At 30.5% G+C, this 17,376-nt stretch carries 20 protein-coding genes and 1 tRNA gene; 10 read left to right on the top strand and 11 right to left on the bottom strand.

Annotated features, from left to right (window positions below; all coding sequences use genetic code 11):
* Position 1: 1 nt before the first annotated feature.
* The 7 genes from EDC42_RS02425 to EDC42_RS02395 form a co-directional block, all read right to left on the bottom strand.
* Entirely contained in the window at positions 2-352 is a 351-nt protein-coding gene (locus EDC42_RS02425) for a VOC family protein (RefSeq protein ID WP_069574946.1), read from the bottom strand.
* A 22-nt stretch (positions 353-374) separates the two neighbouring features.
* Positions 375-1,289: a DNA glycosylase gene (locus EDC42_RS02420; RefSeq protein ID WP_069574945.1), complete on the bottom strand. Its 915-nt coding sequence runs from the start codon at positions 1,287-1,289 to the stop codon at positions 375-377.
* Positions 1,286-2,110, bottom strand: a complete 825-nt coding sequence (gene hisF / locus EDC42_RS02415; RefSeq protein WP_069574944.1) for an imidazole glycerol phosphate synthase subunit HisF — start codon at positions 2,108-2,110, stop codon at positions 1,286-1,288. The genes EDC42_RS02420 and hisF overlap by 4 nt, the downstream gene beginning before the upstream one ends.
* 51 nt (positions 2,111-2,161) lie before the next feature.
* On the bottom strand, positions 2,162-2,323 hold the full coding sequence (locus tag EDC42_RS02410) for a preprotein translocase subunit Sec61beta (protein WP_069574943.1): 162 nt from the start codon (positions 2,321-2,323) through the stop codon (positions 2,162-2,164).
* A 69-nt stretch (positions 2,324-2,392) separates the two neighbouring features.
* Positions 2,393-2,860 (bottom strand): cyclic pyranopterin monophosphate synthase MoaC, encoded by a 468-nt coding sequence (gene moaC, locus EDC42_RS02405; RefSeq protein ID WP_069574942.1) that lies wholly within the window; start codon positions 2,858-2,860, stop codon positions 2,393-2,395.
* 5 nt (positions 2,861-2,865) lie between these two features.
* Positions 2,866-4,083: a tRNA pseudouridine(54/55) synthase Pus10 gene (locus EDC42_RS02400; protein ID WP_069574941.1), complete on the bottom strand. Its 1,218-nt coding sequence runs from the start codon at positions 4,081-4,083 to the stop codon at positions 2,866-2,868.
* Positions 4,076-5,425 (bottom strand): signal recognition particle protein Srp54, encoded by a 1,350-nt coding sequence (locus EDC42_RS02395; RefSeq protein ID WP_180365865.1) that lies wholly within the window; start codon positions 5,423-5,425, stop codon positions 4,076-4,078. Before EDC42_RS02395 ends, EDC42_RS02400 begins: the two co-directional genes overlap by 8 nt.
* Positions 5,426-5,511: 86 nt before the next feature.
* Here EDC42_RS02395 and hpt point away from each other — a divergent pair, with 86 nt between their 5' ends.
* The 8 genes from hpt to EDC42_RS02355 all read left to right on the top strand — a co-directional run bounded on the left by hpt (position 5,512) and on the right by EDC42_RS02355 (position 9,938).
* The gene (gene hpt, locus EDC42_RS02390) at positions 5,512-6,081 is read left to right on the top strand and encodes a hypoxanthine/guanine phosphoribosyltransferase (protein WP_069574939.1); all 570 of its coding nucleotides are present in this window, start codon (positions 5,512-5,514) and stop codon (positions 6,079-6,081) included.
* 1 nt (position 6,082) lies between these two features.
* A complete protein-coding gene (gene dph2, locus EDC42_RS02385; protein WP_069575001.1) occupies positions 6,083-7,087 on the top strand; it encodes a diphthamide biosynthesis enzyme Dph2 in 1,005 nt (334 codons plus the stop codon).
* Positions 7,088-7,161: 74 nt separating this feature from the next.
* On the top strand, positions 7,162-7,731 hold the full coding sequence (locus tag EDC42_RS02380; RefSeq protein WP_069574938.1) for an exosome complex RNA-binding protein Csl4: 570 nt from the start codon (positions 7,162-7,164) through the stop codon (positions 7,729-7,731).
* A 13-nt stretch (positions 7,732-7,744) separates the two neighbouring features.
* Positions 7,745-8,026 carry a DNA-directed RNA polymerase subunit L gene (locus EDC42_RS02375; RefSeq protein ID WP_069574937.1) on the top strand — a complete coding sequence of 94 codons (282 nt, stop codon included), beginning with the start codon at positions 7,745-7,747 and terminating at the stop codon, positions 8,024-8,026.
* A 30-nt stretch (positions 8,027-8,056) separates the two neighbouring features.
* Positions 8,057-8,479 carry an NUDIX domain-containing protein gene (locus EDC42_RS02370; protein WP_069574936.1) on the top strand — a complete coding sequence of 141 codons (423 nt, stop codon included), beginning with the start codon at positions 8,057-8,059 and terminating at the stop codon, positions 8,477-8,479.
* Positions 8,480-8,555: 76 nt separating this feature from the next.
* A complete protein-coding gene (locus tag EDC42_RS02365; protein ID WP_069574935.1) occupies positions 8,556-8,867 on the top strand; it encodes a transcription factor S in 312 nt (103 codons plus the stop codon).
* 9 nt (positions 8,868-8,876) lie between these two features.
* On the top strand, positions 8,877-9,839 hold the full coding sequence (locus tag EDC42_RS02360; protein WP_069574934.1) for a hypothetical protein: 963 nt from the start codon (positions 8,877-8,879) through the stop codon (positions 9,837-9,839).
* Between the two features lie 25 nt (positions 9,840-9,864).
* A tRNA-Arg gene (locus tag EDC42_RS02355) sits at positions 9,865-9,938 on the top strand.
* On the opposite strand, the gene EDC42_RS02350 is transcribed toward EDC42_RS02355, so the two are convergent.
* Positions 9,939-11,774, bottom strand: a complete 1,836-nt coding sequence (locus tag EDC42_RS02350; protein WP_069574933.1) for a helicase C-terminal domain-containing protein — start codon at positions 11,772-11,774, stop codon at positions 9,939-9,941.
* A gap of 96 nt (positions 11,775-11,870) precedes the next feature.
* On the opposite strand from EDC42_RS02350, the gene cobI reads away from it, so the two are divergent.
* Positions 11,871-12,575, top strand: coding sequence for a precorrin-2 C(20)-methyltransferase (gene cobI, locus EDC42_RS02345; RefSeq protein WP_069574932.1), 705 nt, complete (start codon positions 11,871-11,873; stop codon positions 12,573-12,575).
* Here the strand turns inward: cobI and EDC42_RS02340 are convergent.
* On the bottom strand, positions 12,562-13,338 hold the full coding sequence (locus EDC42_RS02340) for a V4R domain-containing protein (RefSeq protein WP_069574931.1): 777 nt from the start codon (positions 13,336-13,338) through the stop codon (positions 12,562-12,564). The genes cobI and EDC42_RS02340 overlap by 14 nt on opposite strands.
* A gap of 253 nt (positions 13,339-13,591) precedes the next feature.
* On the opposite strand from EDC42_RS02340, the gene EDC42_RS02335 reads away from it, so the two are divergent.
* Positions 13,592-14,818 (top strand): FprA family A-type flavoprotein, encoded by a 1,227-nt coding sequence (locus EDC42_RS02335; RefSeq protein ID WP_069574930.1) that lies wholly within the window; start codon positions 13,592-13,594, stop codon positions 14,816-14,818.
* A 188-nt stretch (positions 14,819-15,006) separates the two neighbouring features.
* Here the strand turns inward: EDC42_RS02335 and EDC42_RS02330 are convergent, their stop codons facing one another.
* Together EDC42_RS02330 and EDC42_RS02325 are read right to left on the bottom strand one after the other, a co-directional pair.
* Positions 15,007-16,137, bottom strand: coding sequence for a site-2 protease family protein (locus EDC42_RS02330; RefSeq protein ID WP_069574929.1), 1,131 nt, complete (start codon positions 16,135-16,137; stop codon positions 15,007-15,009).
* A gap of 16 nt (positions 16,138-16,153) precedes the next feature.
* Entirely contained in the window at positions 16,154-17,371 is a 1,218-nt protein-coding gene (locus EDC42_RS02325) for a molybdopterin molybdotransferase MoeA (RefSeq protein ID WP_069574928.1), read from the bottom strand.
* Between the last annotated feature and the right edge of the window lie 5 nt (positions 17,372-17,376).

Raw genomic sequence — 17,376 nt, 5'->3', positions numbered from 1 at the left:
ATTATCTATTATGTTGAACTAAAACAATATTAATACCATTTGGATCTATTACTTTTGCCATATAACCGACCTGTATTTTTATGGGTTTCATGGCAATATTAGCCCCTTTTGCTTCTAAATTTTCAATTTCTTTATGGATATCTTCAACATCCATTCCAATGGAATATAGGCCACTGCCAAAATTTGAACTTTCAATTAGTTCAATTCCTGCAAAACCCTCCCCATCTAAAAGAGTGATTTTGCCTTCCGGAACATCAAAGACTTCATCAACAGTAAAATCTAGAGTTTCAGTATAAAATTTAACACTTTCCTCCATATCATTAACAATCATTGTAGCATATCTGATTTTCATGAAAAATAATATGTAATTACAATTATTTTAACTTAGCCATTAAACCAGATTTTCTAGCATAATGAAACATATATAACTGAACATAACCTGCATTATCTCCAAATTCATCCATTCCAAATTCCCTTACCTTAGGAACCGAAATATCTTTACCATCAAAGTATAAGTAAGATACAATGCGTTTTATCCATATATCAGATGGAAATGCTTCTCTAAAATTAAATCCATAAAGTAAAATGCAATCAGCAACTTTCGGACCTACACCTGGAACTTGCAGTATTGTCTCAAAAGCCTCATCATAATTCATTTTTGAAATTTCTGAAATGTCCATTTCCAATGAAAAAAGTTCAGATGCTTTTCTCATGTAGGAAGCCCTATATCCCACACCACAAGATTTTAAATTGTTTTTGCAATTGGAAATATCACCTGCATCAGTTAAATCCAATTCTTCTTCAGCATCTAAAAATATCTCTTGAAAAGTAGAGATTTCTGGAAAAGTGTGAAAACCATTATGATTGATTCCCCATTTCTCTTTAATATCAGAAATTGATTTTGTCCATCTTTTAATTGAATTATTTGCAGAACAAATTGATGAAATAATACATTCAAATGGATTTGGTGCTAAAAATAGTCTTAAACCATGGCAAAACTTAGACATTTCAGCCAGTTCTGCATGACCATTCAAATATTTATAAAATTTATTTAAATCAAATTCCAAATCAAAAATATATTTTAGAGAAGATACGGCTTCTTTTTTAGATATATTTCCAATATAATTAAAATTAAAGAATTCTCCAGATTGTTCAACATCAAAAATAACCGGATTATTATTAACTAATACGACTTCCCTATATGAATTATCAACTTTCGTCCAAGGAGGTTGTGAAGTTTGACCTGAAATTTGTGTTAATTCCAAATCAATTGGAGATTCAATTATCATAAACGAACAGCCACATTATTATCTTTTAAGTACTTTTTTACATCACCAATAGAATACTGGTTAAAATGAAATATACTTGCTGCAAGAGCTGCACTAACATCAGTTTTCTTAAATACATCCAAAATATCTTTTGGTTTACCAACACCACCACTAGCAATGACTGGAATATCAACTGCATCATTAATAGCTTTGTTCAACTCAATATCATATCCGTTTTGAGTCCCATCACCATCCATACTTGTTAAAAGGATTTCACCGGCACCCAAGTCCTGGCATTTTTGAGCCCATTGAATGGCATCGATTCCTGTAAATTCCCGTCCGCCATAAATACTTGAATCAAACCAGCAGAAGCCTTTATCAGTTTCAACAACGACTTTATCCGGTGCGTCATCTGGATTTGAGATATATCTTCTTTTTGCATCAATTCCAATAACAACTGCTTGTGATCCTACAACTTTTGAAGCTTCAGTTAACAATTCCGGATTTTTAATTGCAGCTGTATTTGTAGAACATTTATCAGCACCTGCTCTAAGCATTTTAATATAATCTTCAACTTTTCTTATCCCCCCACCTACACAGATTGGCATGAATACATTTTCTGTTAACATGTCAATAACATCTGCCATAGTAGCCCGTCTTTCATGTGAAGCAGTGATATCTAAAACAACAATTTCATCTGCACCTTCTTCATAATATTTAGTTGCAAGATCTACTGGATTTCCAGCATATTTAATTTCTTTAAATTCTACGCCTTTTACAACTCTACCTTCAGGCACTTGTAAATCACAATCCAAACAAGGAATAATTCTTTTAGTTAACATAATATCAAAATAAATAAAAAAAGTAATATTGTTTTTAAAAAAACAATAAGTTTAAGCTGAGTATCTTAATACGAAACATAATATCGCTACAATAACAGTAGCAACTATTATATGCTCAGGAGAAAGTTTTGGTCCAAGACTTTCTTCATCAAAATATCTTACTAAACCTGCACCTGTTTGAGGCATAGAAATTTTATTATCTTTTTTCGCCATAATAATCCCCTTAATAATTAATTAATAATTAATAATATATATGGTTATTTTCTTCATAGTATATAAAGTTTAGATTTTTTCTTTCTTAATTACATTAATGTCACTAATTCTAGTATCAGGGTATTGTCCATTTTCATCTTTTTCAACAGCTTTAACCATGTCCCATACAGTAAGTAAAGCTACACTTACACCAGTAATAGCCTCCATTTCAACACCGGTTTTACCTAATGTATTAACAGCACAAGTAGCTATTATTTCATCTTTTTTAACATCAAAATCCAGTTCAATACCAGTTAATGCCAATGGATGACAAAGTGGAATTATAGAAGATGTGTTTTTAACAGCCTGAATTCCTGCAATCTGAGCGGTTGTTAAAACATTACCCTTTTTAATTTCATCATTTTGAATTAAGTTAATAGTATTTTTATCTAGAAATATACTTCCACTTGCAATAGCCCTTCTTTTTTGATCTGGTTTTCCACCAACTTCAACCATATGCACTCCTGTTTCTGTTAAATGTGTAAATTCCTCTGCCATATTATCTACTTCTCACTCACTTCTATTACATCCAATTGTTCACAAATTGCTTTAATACCTAAAATCTCACTCACATTAGGATGACTTCTTCCCCCATCCCCAGAGATTAATTCTTTAATATACAATCCACCTTCTGTTTTAATACGCATACTAAAATGTTTATCATCAATTATTTCATAAGATAACTCTTTAACATGTTTAATACGAACTTTATCAGCACGCCTCCTTAATACTCTTAATGGAGTTTGCTGATGAATTTCATCTAGTTTTAATAATTCCTCAAGTTTTGACTCGTCGAATCTTTCATCACACTCAACAATTGCATTATACACTTTATAAGTATCAGGAGAAGATTGTTTAATTTCTGCTTTTCTATTTCTTTTACATAAATGTAAATTATGATATGAAGTTTTACCTTCGTTAATTTTATTTATTTCATCTTCAACTTTTGCTAAATTAAGTTTTCTTATTTTTGGCTCTTTAATTTCCAATACAAATGGTCTTCCCGAACCTAACATTAAAACATCAATGTCTTCACGACCTGCACCATGGAATTTAGCTTCCTTACCCTTAGTTAATTTTAATATATGCTCGGAAATTAGTTCTTCAACTGATTCAGGGTATTGTTTTCCAGTGAAGTTACATTCGCAACATCCTTTCCCTTTACATTTAGTACATGGCCATTTAGTTTGTGGAATTCCTCTTTTGAACTTATTGTATTTTCCTTCAATATATAAAGGATTAATTTGAATTCTAACTTTAGGATTATCTATTAAATCAATGTTAAATACAATATCCTGACTTTCAAATTCGGCTTCTTTGTCATAGATTTTCCAAAGTTCAAGACCAATCAATCTATTAATTTCTTTTTTGATTGTCTCAACTGGTAAATTGAATTTTTCAGATAAACAATCGTCACGTTCTTGAACATCCTTAGGAACTTTTGAACCCACTAAAAATGTATCAAATTCAAGACCTAACTGATTAATTTTATCATTAATTTTTTTATATAACTTGTCATTAAGTTTATCGAAGATATTATTACATATTACACAATCGACATCATCCAAACTGATATTTAATTCAACACAAACTTTATCTGCTCTTTCAATATTGTTTGTTCCTTCAATTGTTTTAGATAATTTGCGACCGAGACAATTCTTACAGATTCTACCACCGGTTTCCTCTAAAATTTGTTTTGCTAATTCGTACATATTATCTATTCATGAATTGTCCCATCATCCGATTCATAGCGCCGCCACCTAAACGACCGCCACGTTTACCAATTCCTTTCATTGTCTTTTTAGTGTTGTTATAATATTTTAAAAGTTCTTTTACTTCACTTTCTTCAACACCAGATCCTCTAGCAATTCTTTGAACACGAGACTGTTTAATTATTTTAGGATTTAACATTTCTTCTTCAGTCATGGAAGACATCATAACCTTATATAATCCTATTTTATCTTCAGTCATTTTAGAAGCTTCTTTTGAAATTTTATTTCCCATGCCAGGAATCATATTTAAAACTTGTTGCATAGGACCCATCTTATTCATCATTTCAAATTGATTTTTCATATCCATTAAAGTGAATTTACCCGTGAGCATATTGGTCATTGTTTTTTCTGCAATATCCTCATCAATATTCTCTTCAGCTTTTTCAATGAGAGATTTTATATCACCCATACCAAGTAATCTTGAAATAAATCTTTCAGGATCAAATAATTCAAAATCATCAATTCTCTCACCAGTACCTATGAATTTAATTGGAGCACCAGTTTCTGCAACAGCAGACATCGCGCCCCCACCCTTTGCTGAACCATCTAATTTTGTAATAATTATTGATCCAATATCAGTAGCTTGTGAGAAAGCTTTCGCTTGTTCACCTGCTTGTTGGCCGATTGTTCCATCAATAACAAGAATAGCTTCATTTGGATTAATAATATCATCCAATTCATCCATTTCAGCAATCAAATCTTCTTCCTGTTTATGTCTGCCGGCAGTATCGAAAATAATAACTTTCCTATTTTTAAATTCCTGCAAACCTTTTCTAGCTAAATCAAGAGCATCCTTATTCTCAGGATCCCCATATAAAGGAACATCCATTTCCTCGGTTAATTGTTTTAATTGGACATAGGCAGCTGGTCTCCATGTATCTGTACATACAACCGCAGGATTGAAACCTTTTTTCTGTAAAAACCTACATAATTTACCAATTGTAGTTGTTTTACCACTACCTTGAAGACCCAAGAATAAAATTTTGTAAGGTCTTTCATTAATATCTAAACCAACAGTTTCACTACCTAACAGATTTACCATTTCTTCATAAATAATTGTTATAACATGCTCTCTTGGAGTAATACCTTTTGGTGGTTTCTCTTCAAGAGACCTGCTTTCAATTTTTTTTGATAACTCCAGAACCAATTTAATATTAACATCAGATTGAATTAAAGCTCGTTGAATATCTTTAACAACTTCTTTAATAGTTTTTTTATCAATAACAGACATTCCTACTAATTTTTTCATTGTATTAGTAAGATTTTCTCCTAAATTTCCAAGCATATTGATCACATATAATAACTCTAATTAGCAAACTTATATAATTATATTAATTTATATCTATATTTAATAAAGTTTTAATAATTTGTGATATCATGTTAGAAGAAGTAAAAAAATCTTTAGAAGCATCTCCTATTGTTAAAAAAGGTGATTATAACTACTTTGTAAATCCAATAAGTGATGGTGTTCCAGCAATGGATCCTAAAATGCTTAGAGAATTATCATTAGCAGTTTATAAACATGCAGATTTAGATGTTGATAAAATTGTAGCAGTTGAAGCTATGGGGATACATTTAGCCACTGCATTATCCCTTACAACTGACATCCCCTTTGTTGTAATCCGTAAAAGACAATATGGTCTTGAAGGAGAAACAGAAGTTTATCAAAAAACAGGATATGGTTCATCCAACCTTTATGTAAACGATTTACATGAAGGTGAAAAAATATTACTAATTGATGATGTGGTAAGTACTGGAGGAACATTAATAGCTTTATTAAACACTTTAAAAGATTTAGGATTAAAAATTAAATCTACTGTTGCAGTAATCGAAAAAGGTGAAGGCAAAAATATCGTTAAAAAAGAAACTGGTGTTGATGTAATATCTATTATTAAACTAGATGTCATCAACGGAAAAGTAGTTATTGAAAAAACAATTGAAGATTAAAATGTCAATGTATAATCTGGATTTAGACAAAGTAATCCGTAAAATAACTTCAATGGATGCTCAAACTGTTGGTCTTCAATTTCCTGAAGGTTTGAAAATGCAAGCTATAAAAATAGCTAGACAAATTGAAGAAGAAACCGATGCAACAGTTGTTATTTCAGGTGATCCCTGTTTTGGAGCTTGTGATGTTAGCGATTATAAAATGAAAGGTTCAGTTGATTTAATCGTTCATTACGGACACACCCCCCTTCCCTTAAAATATGAAGTTCCAACATTGTTTATTGAAGCATATTCCAATATAGATATTAAAAAAGATCTTGAAAAGTCAATAGAATATTTAAAAGATTATTACAGAATAGGACTCGTAACAACAACACAACATTTACATCTTTTAAATGAAACTAAAGATTACTTAGAAGATAATGGAAAAGAAGTTGTTCTAGGTTCTTCACCATCGACTAGAAAAGGTCAAGTTTTAGGATGCAACTTTTCATCTATAAAAAACTTAGATGCTGAAGTAATATTATTCATAGGAACTGGAAATTTCCATCCATTAGGAATCAAATTATTTTCAAACACCCCCGTAATTGCCCTAGACCCATACAATAGTGAAATTAGAAGTATGGATGAATTTGCAGACAGGATTTTAAGAATAAGATTTGCAAGAATTACAAAAGCTCGTGGTGCTAAAAAATGGGGAATTTTAGTATCTACAAAAGAAGGTCAATACAGAATGACCTTAGCAAAGGAAATTAAAAAAATTCTAGAAGATTCAAAAATGGAAGCATATATTATTTTAGTTGATAATGTATCACCAGATGTTTTACTTCCTTACTTGGAATTAGATGCTTTTGTTGTTAGTGCATGTCCCAGAATCGCAATTGATGATTCACAAATGTATAAAAAACCATTATTAACCCCACAAGAATTAGAAATAGTCCTAAATAAGAGAAAATGGGAAAATTACCAATTAGATGAAATTTTATTTCATGAACATTATAAATAATTTTAAATATTAATATGAATAAAATTATTATATTAAAGAAAGTTTTATAAACTCTTTATTTTGGTGATTTTAATATGAAAATAGAAGAAGATGAAATTGTAATGCCTGGGGATAAATTAGGAATAATAGAACAATATCTTCCAGGAGAGGGTACTTATGATGATGACGGAGACATTAAATCATCAGTACTTGGAAATGTTAAAATTAATCAAAAAATGAAGGTAATTTCTGTTGTGTCAGATGCGAAACCTGCTCTTTTAAAAGTTGGAGATATAATTTACGGCCAAATAACTGATATTAAACCACAAAGAGCTAATGTTAACATTGAATGTATTAAAGACAACGCAAGACCATTAGCATTACCCTATATGGGAGCTATACACATCTCACAAGCAAAAAAAGATTATTTAGAGAAATTATCTGATGCTTTTAGAATAGGAGATATTATTCAAGCAAAAGTTGTTAAAATTACTGGAGATAATGTTGATTTAGGTAGTACAGATGATGATTGTGGTGTCCTAAAAGCTATGTGTACTCGTTGTAGAGATTACATGCATACTACCCAAAAAGCTGATGAACTTCAATGTAATACTTGTAATAGAAAAGAAAAACGTAAAGTTTCTAAAAACTACATTAATGATTAATTAGGTTGATAAAATGGAAAATTTTGAAATTATTGAAGATAAAACATTAGAATTAACTTTTATTGTTAAGGATGAAAGTCATGGAGTTTGTAATGCATTAAGACACATTTTAATGCAAAATCCTGATGTTGAATATGCAGTTTATAATATTGATCATCCCCTTACTGGAAAACCAGAAATGACCATTAAAACAAAAAGAGGAAAAAGACCAAGAAACGCATTACAGAAAGCAGCAGAACAACTCCAAAAAGAAAGTGATGAATTTAAAAAACTTATTGACGAAGCTTTAGAATAAGCTTCAATTATTCCTTTTTTAAGTGGTTTAATGAATAAATACAAAAAACCATCTGTAACAACTGATATTTTTATTTTTGATGAAGATTTTAATTTTATTTTAATTAAAAGAAAAAATAATCCTTTTAAAAATTATTGGGCGTTGCCCGGTGGATTTGTTGATTATGGTGAAACTGTAGAATCGGCTGCAATAAGAGAAGCTAAAGAAGAGACAAGTATTGATGTAGAACTTAAAGATTTAGTTAATGTTTACTCTAATCCAGATAGAGATTCAAGAGGTCATACCATAAGTATTACATATACTGCAAAAGGAGATTTCAATGAAAGAAAAGCCAATGATGATGCAATAGATATTGGCATATTTTCCGCTGAAAAATTAGATGAAATCAATATTGCTTTTGACCATAATAAAATAATAAAAGACTGCTTAAATATAGTTAAAAATGAAAAATAATGCTATATATTTAAATAATTTGAAAAAAAAATTATTGTAATATATAACTTATTAAACTTAATTGAGGAGGAGTTAAATGGAATTTTGTCCTGAATGTGGAGCAATGATGTTTCCAAACAACAATGTTTTAAAATGCAATAGCTGTGGTTACATTAAAGAAGACTCCGATAATAATGATTATAAAGTTTCAAAGAAAATTGAAGCTGAAGAAACTGTTAAAATGTTGGGTGAAGATGTAGACGTTGGCCCAAGAACAGAAGAAACATGTCCTGAATGTGGACATAATATAGCAACCTACAAATTATTACAGACTCGTAGTGCTGATGAAGCTCCTACTCGTATATTCACATGCGTAAAATGTAAACATACTTGGAGAGCTTACGACTGAGGGCTTTTTATGAAAGATTCTAAAGAAAAAGAACATAGAATTTCTAATTTAAAAGACTTAATCGACAATGTGAAAGAAGAAGATTCCAATATCGATTCACAAGAAGATAGTGAATTGATAAACTATTTACACGAAGATACAGTTGATTTTGATGAATTAGAAATTAACGATGAATTTATCTATCATCCAGATGATGATGAAGACTATGTAATAAATTTAGAAGAATCTCCAATTGATGAAGAATTTATAATTAACACTCCCAAAGAAGAAGAATTAAAAAACATGTCCGATGATTTAGAAGAGCCAGAAGACATCATTAGTGATGTGAGTGAAAACTTTGATCAATTTTTTAATGCAAAAATTGGTAAAACACCTGTTTTAGCTATTGTTAGCTCTGTATTAGGGATCATATTTATAGCAATCTCAATAATCATTTTCGAATCCCGTAGTGATAGAGTAATAGACAATGTTGTATCTGGTGAGACTAACTTTATTTCTGTCATAGTTCTTGGATTAGGAATCTTATTATTAATTTACGGAATATACAAAGTATTTAATATTAAAAGTCCCCTAAATGGAATAACAGAGAGCATTAATTCTATTGATGGAAAAGAAAAAGTAAAAACTAATGCTTCTAAGGAAAAAGAAACTGAAAAGATTATCCCTAAAAGCAACATCCCATTGGACAAAGACTCCTATAAAATAGGTGAATTCGACATTGGAGATATAAAAAATAAATTTAAAAAATCAACTACTTCTAAAAAACCAAAACCACGCCCAGAAGATACAAACAATATTCCTCCTGCAAAAGAAAAAGAGGAAAATAAAAAAGAATTAACAATTGAAAAAATTGAAGATATTGAATATAAACAAGCAAAACTTGATAATGAAACTATTGATGATATTTTTGCTGAAGTAGAAGATATCGATGAAATACCAATTATTTCTATTGATTCTGAAGAAAAAGAATAAATAGGAATAATATTCTTTATTTATTGGGCCTGTAGTCTAGTCAGGAATGACGCAGGACTTCGGATCCTGAGATCGAGGGTTCAAATCCCTCCAGGTCCGCTATTTTTTAACTCTGACAACAGCTTCTTTAAAGAAGTTTGGGATTAAAGATCTATACATTGGACTTTTAAATAACATGTTAATATCACTATCAATAATATAAGTATAACATGAATCATCTTCCGCCCTCATACCACGACCATACGCCTGCATTAAAGTCATTACTGTTTTATAAGCATACCATTTTTTATCACGTTTCATTCTCATATTGACTTGTTTATCTCCGAGATAAGGAAACGGCATTTTATAAATAACTTGGAACCTACACTTATCATATGGTAAATCAACCCCTTCACTCATAGATGGTGAAACTAAAACTAAAGGATTTTCATCTTTTTCAAAGAAATCCAAAATTTGTTCTCTATTTTTTGAAGTATGCGAAATTAATCTTGAGTTATATAAATTATTTATAATATACTGTTGACATTTATAACTATGAGTATGGATTAAACCTTTATCCCCTTCATGTTTCTTTAAAATTTCCTGCAAAATAGGGATTGTTTTTGGAGCAGTTTTTTTAATTCTATTAGCAGACATTTTTCCAGCTAAATTAAGGACAATTGGTCTTTTTTCTTTAGTAAAAGGACTATCCACTTTAATGTGATAAACTTCATTAGGATTTAATCCCAACCATTTTGAAAACATTTTATGAGATAGAATTGTTGCACTCATGAAAATAACCACATCCCCATATTTTAATAAATTATTTTTAGCATAATGATGGACTCTTAGTGGTTTGAATGTGACACCAGACTCGTCAGTATCAATAACCCAATTTTTAGGCTCTTTTTCAAGATTATTTCTAAGAGTTTTTAGTCTACCAATAGTTGATCGAATCCTTTCAGATTTATTTTTACTCACATCTTTCAAATCAATATCTTCATATGCCTCTCTAATTGCATCAATTTCCATTATCCAATCTTCAAGTTCACCATCCTTTAAAGTTTGAGGAGAGATTTGTTTGTTAATATCTTTTTCAAGAACCCTATTATACAATGTAACTTCCATTGTAGACATTAATTTACTTTCAATATTATGAGCTTCATCTAAAATAAGTAAAGAACGAGTCCCAAAGTGTTTAACATAGTTAAGCTCAACAATAGCATAATCATAATTCATTAATGTGATTGGGGAATTAATTGCATTGGCTTTTTGATTCCAGTAATGACAATGCCCACTTGATTGGTAAAAAACGGTTCCCCCAAATGAATCTTCAAAAGCTAATTCTGCATCTAAAGTTGGATTTTTAGCAACACCATATGGGCAGAAAAATTTACTTGAAGTAGGTGATGTTTTACAAGCCCCTATATCACAAGTAGATTCTAAATTATCATGCAAACAAGCAAAATTACCTCTACCTTTAACCAATGGAAATTCGAATTCGTCAGAATATTGTGACTGCAATTGTTTAGTCATAGTCAAAATATAAGCAGATTCATACATTTTAGCTAATGTTGTAGCTATTGCAGATTTACCAGTTCCAGTTCCTGCTTCCAATATAATGTATTTATAACCCTTTTTAATCGCATCATTAATATCTTGAATAATTTCCAATTGTCCAATTCTAGGTTCATCAAATGGAAAATTTTCAATTATATCATCATCTATATTTGGATATAATTCTTTCAAATATGCTGCAGTCCCTTCATCCTGTTTGTGGTCATCAACATAATATACCTCAGGAATCTCATCATCTAATATTGATGAACTTCTTGATTTTGATTTAGTAAAACTAAATAAATTTGTTGGGCCTTTAGATTCTTTTTTAGGGTATTTTCCACAAGTACAATTACTTTTTAACATTCCGCAATTTGGGCAAAAAATTGAATTTGACATTAAAAATATATTAGGTGAAGATAATATAAATAAATTATAGAAAGAGCATTTGAAAAATAATTCTTAAAATTAATAATTATAAATTAAAGTGATTATATGGTTAAAAAAGGAAAATTGATTGGAATTGGTGTTGGACCTGGAGATACTGAATTATTAACATTGAAAGCTGCAAAAGTATTAGAAAAAGTCCCAGTTATTTTTTCACCAAAATCTGCAAAAGAAAAAGAAAGCATTGCATTATCAATCGTGAGGCCTATTCTTAAAGAAAGAAAAGATTATAAAAAAATAATGATTGTTGAACCTATTTTTCCTATGATTGAAGATAAAAAAGAACTTGAAAAAATATGGGATAGTGCATCTGAATTAGTTGCACAATATCTTAATACAGGAAGAGATGTTGCATTCATTACACTTGGAGACACATCAATATTCAGTACTTATTCCTATTTGCAAAAAAGATTAATGGATAGATATGAGATAGAAACTATTCCCGGGATTACATCATTTACTGCGTGTGCCGCTGCTAAAAACGAAGCATTAGTAGAACAAAATGATATTTTAACTATTGTTCCAAAAATTGACAGCAGAATAGAAAATATTTTAGAATATACTGATTCCATTGTTCTTATGAAAGCTTCAAGAAACTCAACAAAACTTGAATTAAAAATAAAAAATGATAAAAGAGAAAAAGAAATTTATTCCGTGCAAAACTGTACTCGTGAAAATGAAAAAATAATTGAAGGATTTTCTCACGAAAAACCTTACCTTACAACATCGATCATAAAGTTTAAAGATGATTAGTAAGTTTTATGCTTTGAGGTTCAACTTCAAAGACACACTTTCCATCACCCATTGTATAACATTGTGTTTCTATAACACTGACCGGTAGTTTGAAGAATTCTGTGAATAAACCTTCCATGATACCTGTATCTAAAAAACAGGCAGGTTTTCCTGTTTTTGGAAGTAATTCACATTCAAAACAATCATAAATTATAATTTTAATTATCTGACCTATTTCAAAAGTTAATCTACCTAATCCTTTTTTCTCCCAAAATTTAGATAAATTATCCATAAAGATATCTAGATCTTCATTATACAATTTATAAAAGATAGATTTGCCAATTTGATTGCCAGTTGATTTTAAAATAGGATCAATATTAATTCCTTCTTGAATAAGCATTGCTTTTAAAGTATGGAATAATAATGTTGAAAACTGTCCATCACCTTCAACAATATTCCTTATCAAATAATCAGACTGGGTTTCTTCAAGTTCTTTTGGTTCAGAAAAGTTTACAGAACCAAGATATTTAGAATTTAAATAAAATATTTTTTTTCGATTGTCAATAGGATGCATCCTATATGATATAATTCCATTTTCTCTTAAGTTTTTTAAATGCACTGAAACTGTAGATTTTGATTTGCCAGTATTAATCACTATTTCATCAAATTCCATATCTCGATCTCTTAGCATCTCTAAAATTGTGAGTTTGACGGGACTTTTTACTACATTAACACGCAATTCTGTTGAATCAGAAAATATTTGTATTGGTTTTTGTTCGCTCATTAACCTCCCCCATATGTATACTTATGTATAATAAGTTTTAGTTAATAAATATACCCATTTATGTAAAATTTAATCAAAATGATAAAAATATTTAGAATAATTATACAAAAATTAGAAATAAATCAAAAATAAATATCGAACTGTTCGTAAAGTATAGAATAATTTGAGTTAACTATAAATAATAGATGATTCCAATTTAATATTAACATTCATAAATGCTTATGGATTATTACAAAAAAGGAGACTAAAAAAAATGAAAGCTAATGCTCAAAAAATAGCTGATGGAGTATACTGGATTGGTGTACTCGACTGGGATTTAAGAACTTACCATGGTTACACATTAGATGGAACCACTTATAATGCATACATAGTGTTTGGAGAAGACGAAGTAGCAATTATTGATAATGCTTACCCTGGAAAAACTAAAGAAATGATGGCGCGTATTGACGATGCTTTTGCACAAGAAGGAAGAGATGTTAAAGTTGACTACATCGTCCAGAACCATGTTGAAAAAGACCATTCTGGAGTTTTAGTAGATTTACACAAAAAATTCCCAGAAGCACCTATTTACTGTACCGAAATTGCAGTTAAAGGTCTTTTAAAACATTACCCTGCACTTGAAGGTGCAGAATTCGTCACTGTAGGAACTGGTGACTCCTTAGATGTTGGTGGAAGAACTTTAGCATTCTTAGATGCATTCTTACTACATTGGCCAGACAGTATGTTCACTTTACTCGCTGATGAAACTGGAATTTTATTCCCTAATGATGCATTTGGTCAACACTTATGTTTCACAAAAAGATTCTCTGACGAAATTCCAGAAAATGTCTTAATGGATGCAGCACAAAAATTCTACGCAAACTTAATTACACCGCTTTCCAAATTAGTACTTAAAAAATTAAACGAAGTTGTTGAATTAGGTTTACTCGATTCCATTAAAATGATTGCACCATCTCATGGCCAAATTTGGACTGACCCGATGCAAGTAATCGGAGCTTACCAGAATTGGGCCACTGGTGTGTGTGAAGATAAAATTACTATCATTTATGACACTATGCACTATTCAACCCAACAAATGGCTCATGAAATTGCTGAAGGTGCAATATCTGAAGGTTACGATGTAGAAATATTCTACTTACATGAAGATGAAAGGTCTGAAATCGTGAAAAGTATTTTAACCAGTAAAGGTGTTGCAATTGGTGATCCTACAATTAACGATGCGCCATATCCAAGTATTGGAGACATCATGTACTACTTAAAAGGACTTTTATTCAACAGAACAGGTATAGAAAGAAAAGCTGTTACTTTCGGTTCAATGGGTGGAAAAGGAGGATCTCCTGCAAAACTCGCTGAAGAATTAGGTAACTGCGGATTTGATGTTGTAGACAGTCAAGAAATTTATTTCGTGCCAACTGCTGATGAAGAAAATGCAAGCTTTGATTTAGGTGTAAAATTAGCCAAAGCATGTAAAGAGTTATAATCTATTTGATTAAATACAACACAAATTGAATACAATCACTTTCTGTTGAATTTATAGCAGAATCTAAAAGTAAAACAAAGGAAATAAATATCTATTTATTTCTAAACACGATGAAAGAATTCTATAATTCTTTCCCTTTTTATTTTTAAAAAACGGAGGAGATTATCCTCTCAACTTAGCATAATCATTTATAAAAAACCAGCAATTATACTGAATACAATTATTATTGCCATAACGCCGGACAATGCATTTACAAATTTTTTTACTAACTGTTCTTTAAATTTATAAGACAAGAGTGTTTCAAGCATATGCCCGCCATCTAATGGTTTAAGTGGAAGTAGATTAAACAATCCGATTCCAAGATTTAAGATAAACACCCAATTAAATAATTCAAATAGCTCAAATAATATCCAAGGTATCGGTCCTAAACTATCATTTAATAACACATAATGCTTAGCTGCTTGAATTCCAAAAAATCCAACAGAATCGTTATTTGGATTTTTACTTAACACTACAGAATAACTGCCTTGATTCGTTTGAACCGTTACATTATCCCCGGGTTTAAAAGATTTAACAATATTGACATATGATTCAGAATCATTAATTTTATGATTATCAATAGCTTGTAAAATCATACCCTCTTTTAGTATTCCCTCAGAAGGAGAATCAGAAACAATCCTATCGATAGAAATCCCATCTTCTGCAAAGTAATGTGGAATACCAATTGATATTAAAGATATTAACATCAAAGCAACTACTGCTAAAGTAATATTAGCAACTGAGCCTGCAGCATATATTCTTAATTTTGAGGCATTTTTAGAATTTTTTAAACTTTTTTCATCAGGTTCGACAAATGCCCCTGGAAGAATAAAAAACAACAATAAACCCATAGACTTGATTGGGATTTTTTCACAAACAGACTGGATACCATGAGAAAATTCATGAATTATAACAACAGTTGCCAGACCAATCAAACCATAAATAAATGGAACATAAATCTGAGAACCTGGAATGTCAACACCAGGAATTAAAATCGAAACAGAAGGAGTTTCAAAAATAGATGGTATGGACGAGATTATAGATCCGGTAACAAGAATCATAGCACCAAATGCTACAACAATCCCAACATTCATATACCATTTCCAAAATGTTGGTGAAAAATTAGAAATTTTGGATATTAATCCCTTAAGTTTTTGAGTCTTCCACATTATAATAGGAAAATTTAACTCAAACCCATGGTTTGATAATTTATCATGAAATATTGTGACTAACATCCAGATGATAACAAAAGCTATCAAATAATAGTAAATACCATTCATTAAAAGCACCTTTGGATTACCAAAGCAGTGAATCAAAGAAAACTACATCAACTATATCATCCTTTTGATATCCTTCATCATTTTCATCAATTATGATATAGCTATTCGCCTCAACCATTGACCTAATAATACCCGAACCCCTATTCAAGACATGTTTTGCACATTCATCATCTGCAACTGCACGTATAAAATCTGTTCTACCAAGCTGAGAAGGTACTTTCAGCTCAGATACTCTTTTTTGAAGATGGAATTCAAAAGGTCTGCCCTGCATTTCAAATAAGTATTTTCTCACAACCATATCAAATTGACTCATGGATGCTACTGGTTGTCCGGAAAGTGTAAATATCATTTTTCCATTAACAATACCCGCACCTACAGGTTTACCCGGCCTTACAGCTACACCATGGAATAATATTTCCCCTAAGTCAGCTAATGCATCTAAAACAACATCTCCTTTACTGATTGCTGTTCCACCAGTAGTTATAATTACATCAAACTCCAAAGAAGCTTCCAAAATAGCTTCCCTTACTTCGCCAAAAGTATCTCCAGCATGAGTAATTTCAGCAATAGCACCTGAATCTTCAACCATTGCTTTTGTAGTGAATTGGTTTGAATTAATAATTTTAGCTTTATCAATCTCTTCTTTTGTAGGTTCTACCAATTCATTACCAGTGATAATAATTTTAACCCTAGGTTTTTTAAATACTTTAACTGTATCATATCCTGCAGAAGCTATTAAACCCATTTCCTGATATCTTATAAAAGTATTTTTACACAATACTTTTTGACCTTTTTCGATATCTTCAGATTTTGGACTTATATTTTCACCAGGAGTTACTTGAGAATAAATTGTTAAATCATCCTCATCAGAAGTAGTATATTCCTTCATTAAAACAGCATTAGCTCCGTCAGGAATTGGAGCACCAGTAGCAATAATAATAGCTTCATTACTATTAACTATTTTAGATGAAAAATCCCCAGCGCCTATTGCATCAATGATTTTAAATTTTTTAGGGGCAGATTGTGATGCTCCAAACGTATTTTCAGCAATTACCGCATATCCATCCATTGAAGATTTATCAAAAGGTGGTGAATCATGAAATGCCATAATATCTTCAGCTAAAACCCTTTTATGTGCTTCAGAAATTGGTACCTCTTCAACTTCAGTGAACTTTTGATTATCCTTGACAAGTTTTATAGCATTTGCTAGAGAATCTAATTTAGATAAAAACATTATAA

This window comes from Methanobrevibacter gottschalkii DSM 11977 (assembly GCF_003814835.1).
Taxonomy (GTDB): domain Archaea; phylum Methanobacteriota; class Methanobacteria; order Methanobacteriales; family Methanobacteriaceae; genus Methanocatella; species Methanocatella gottschalkii.
The sequence above is the reverse complement of the archived record's forward strand: the minus strand, read 5'-3'. Positions and strand labels throughout refer to the sequence as shown.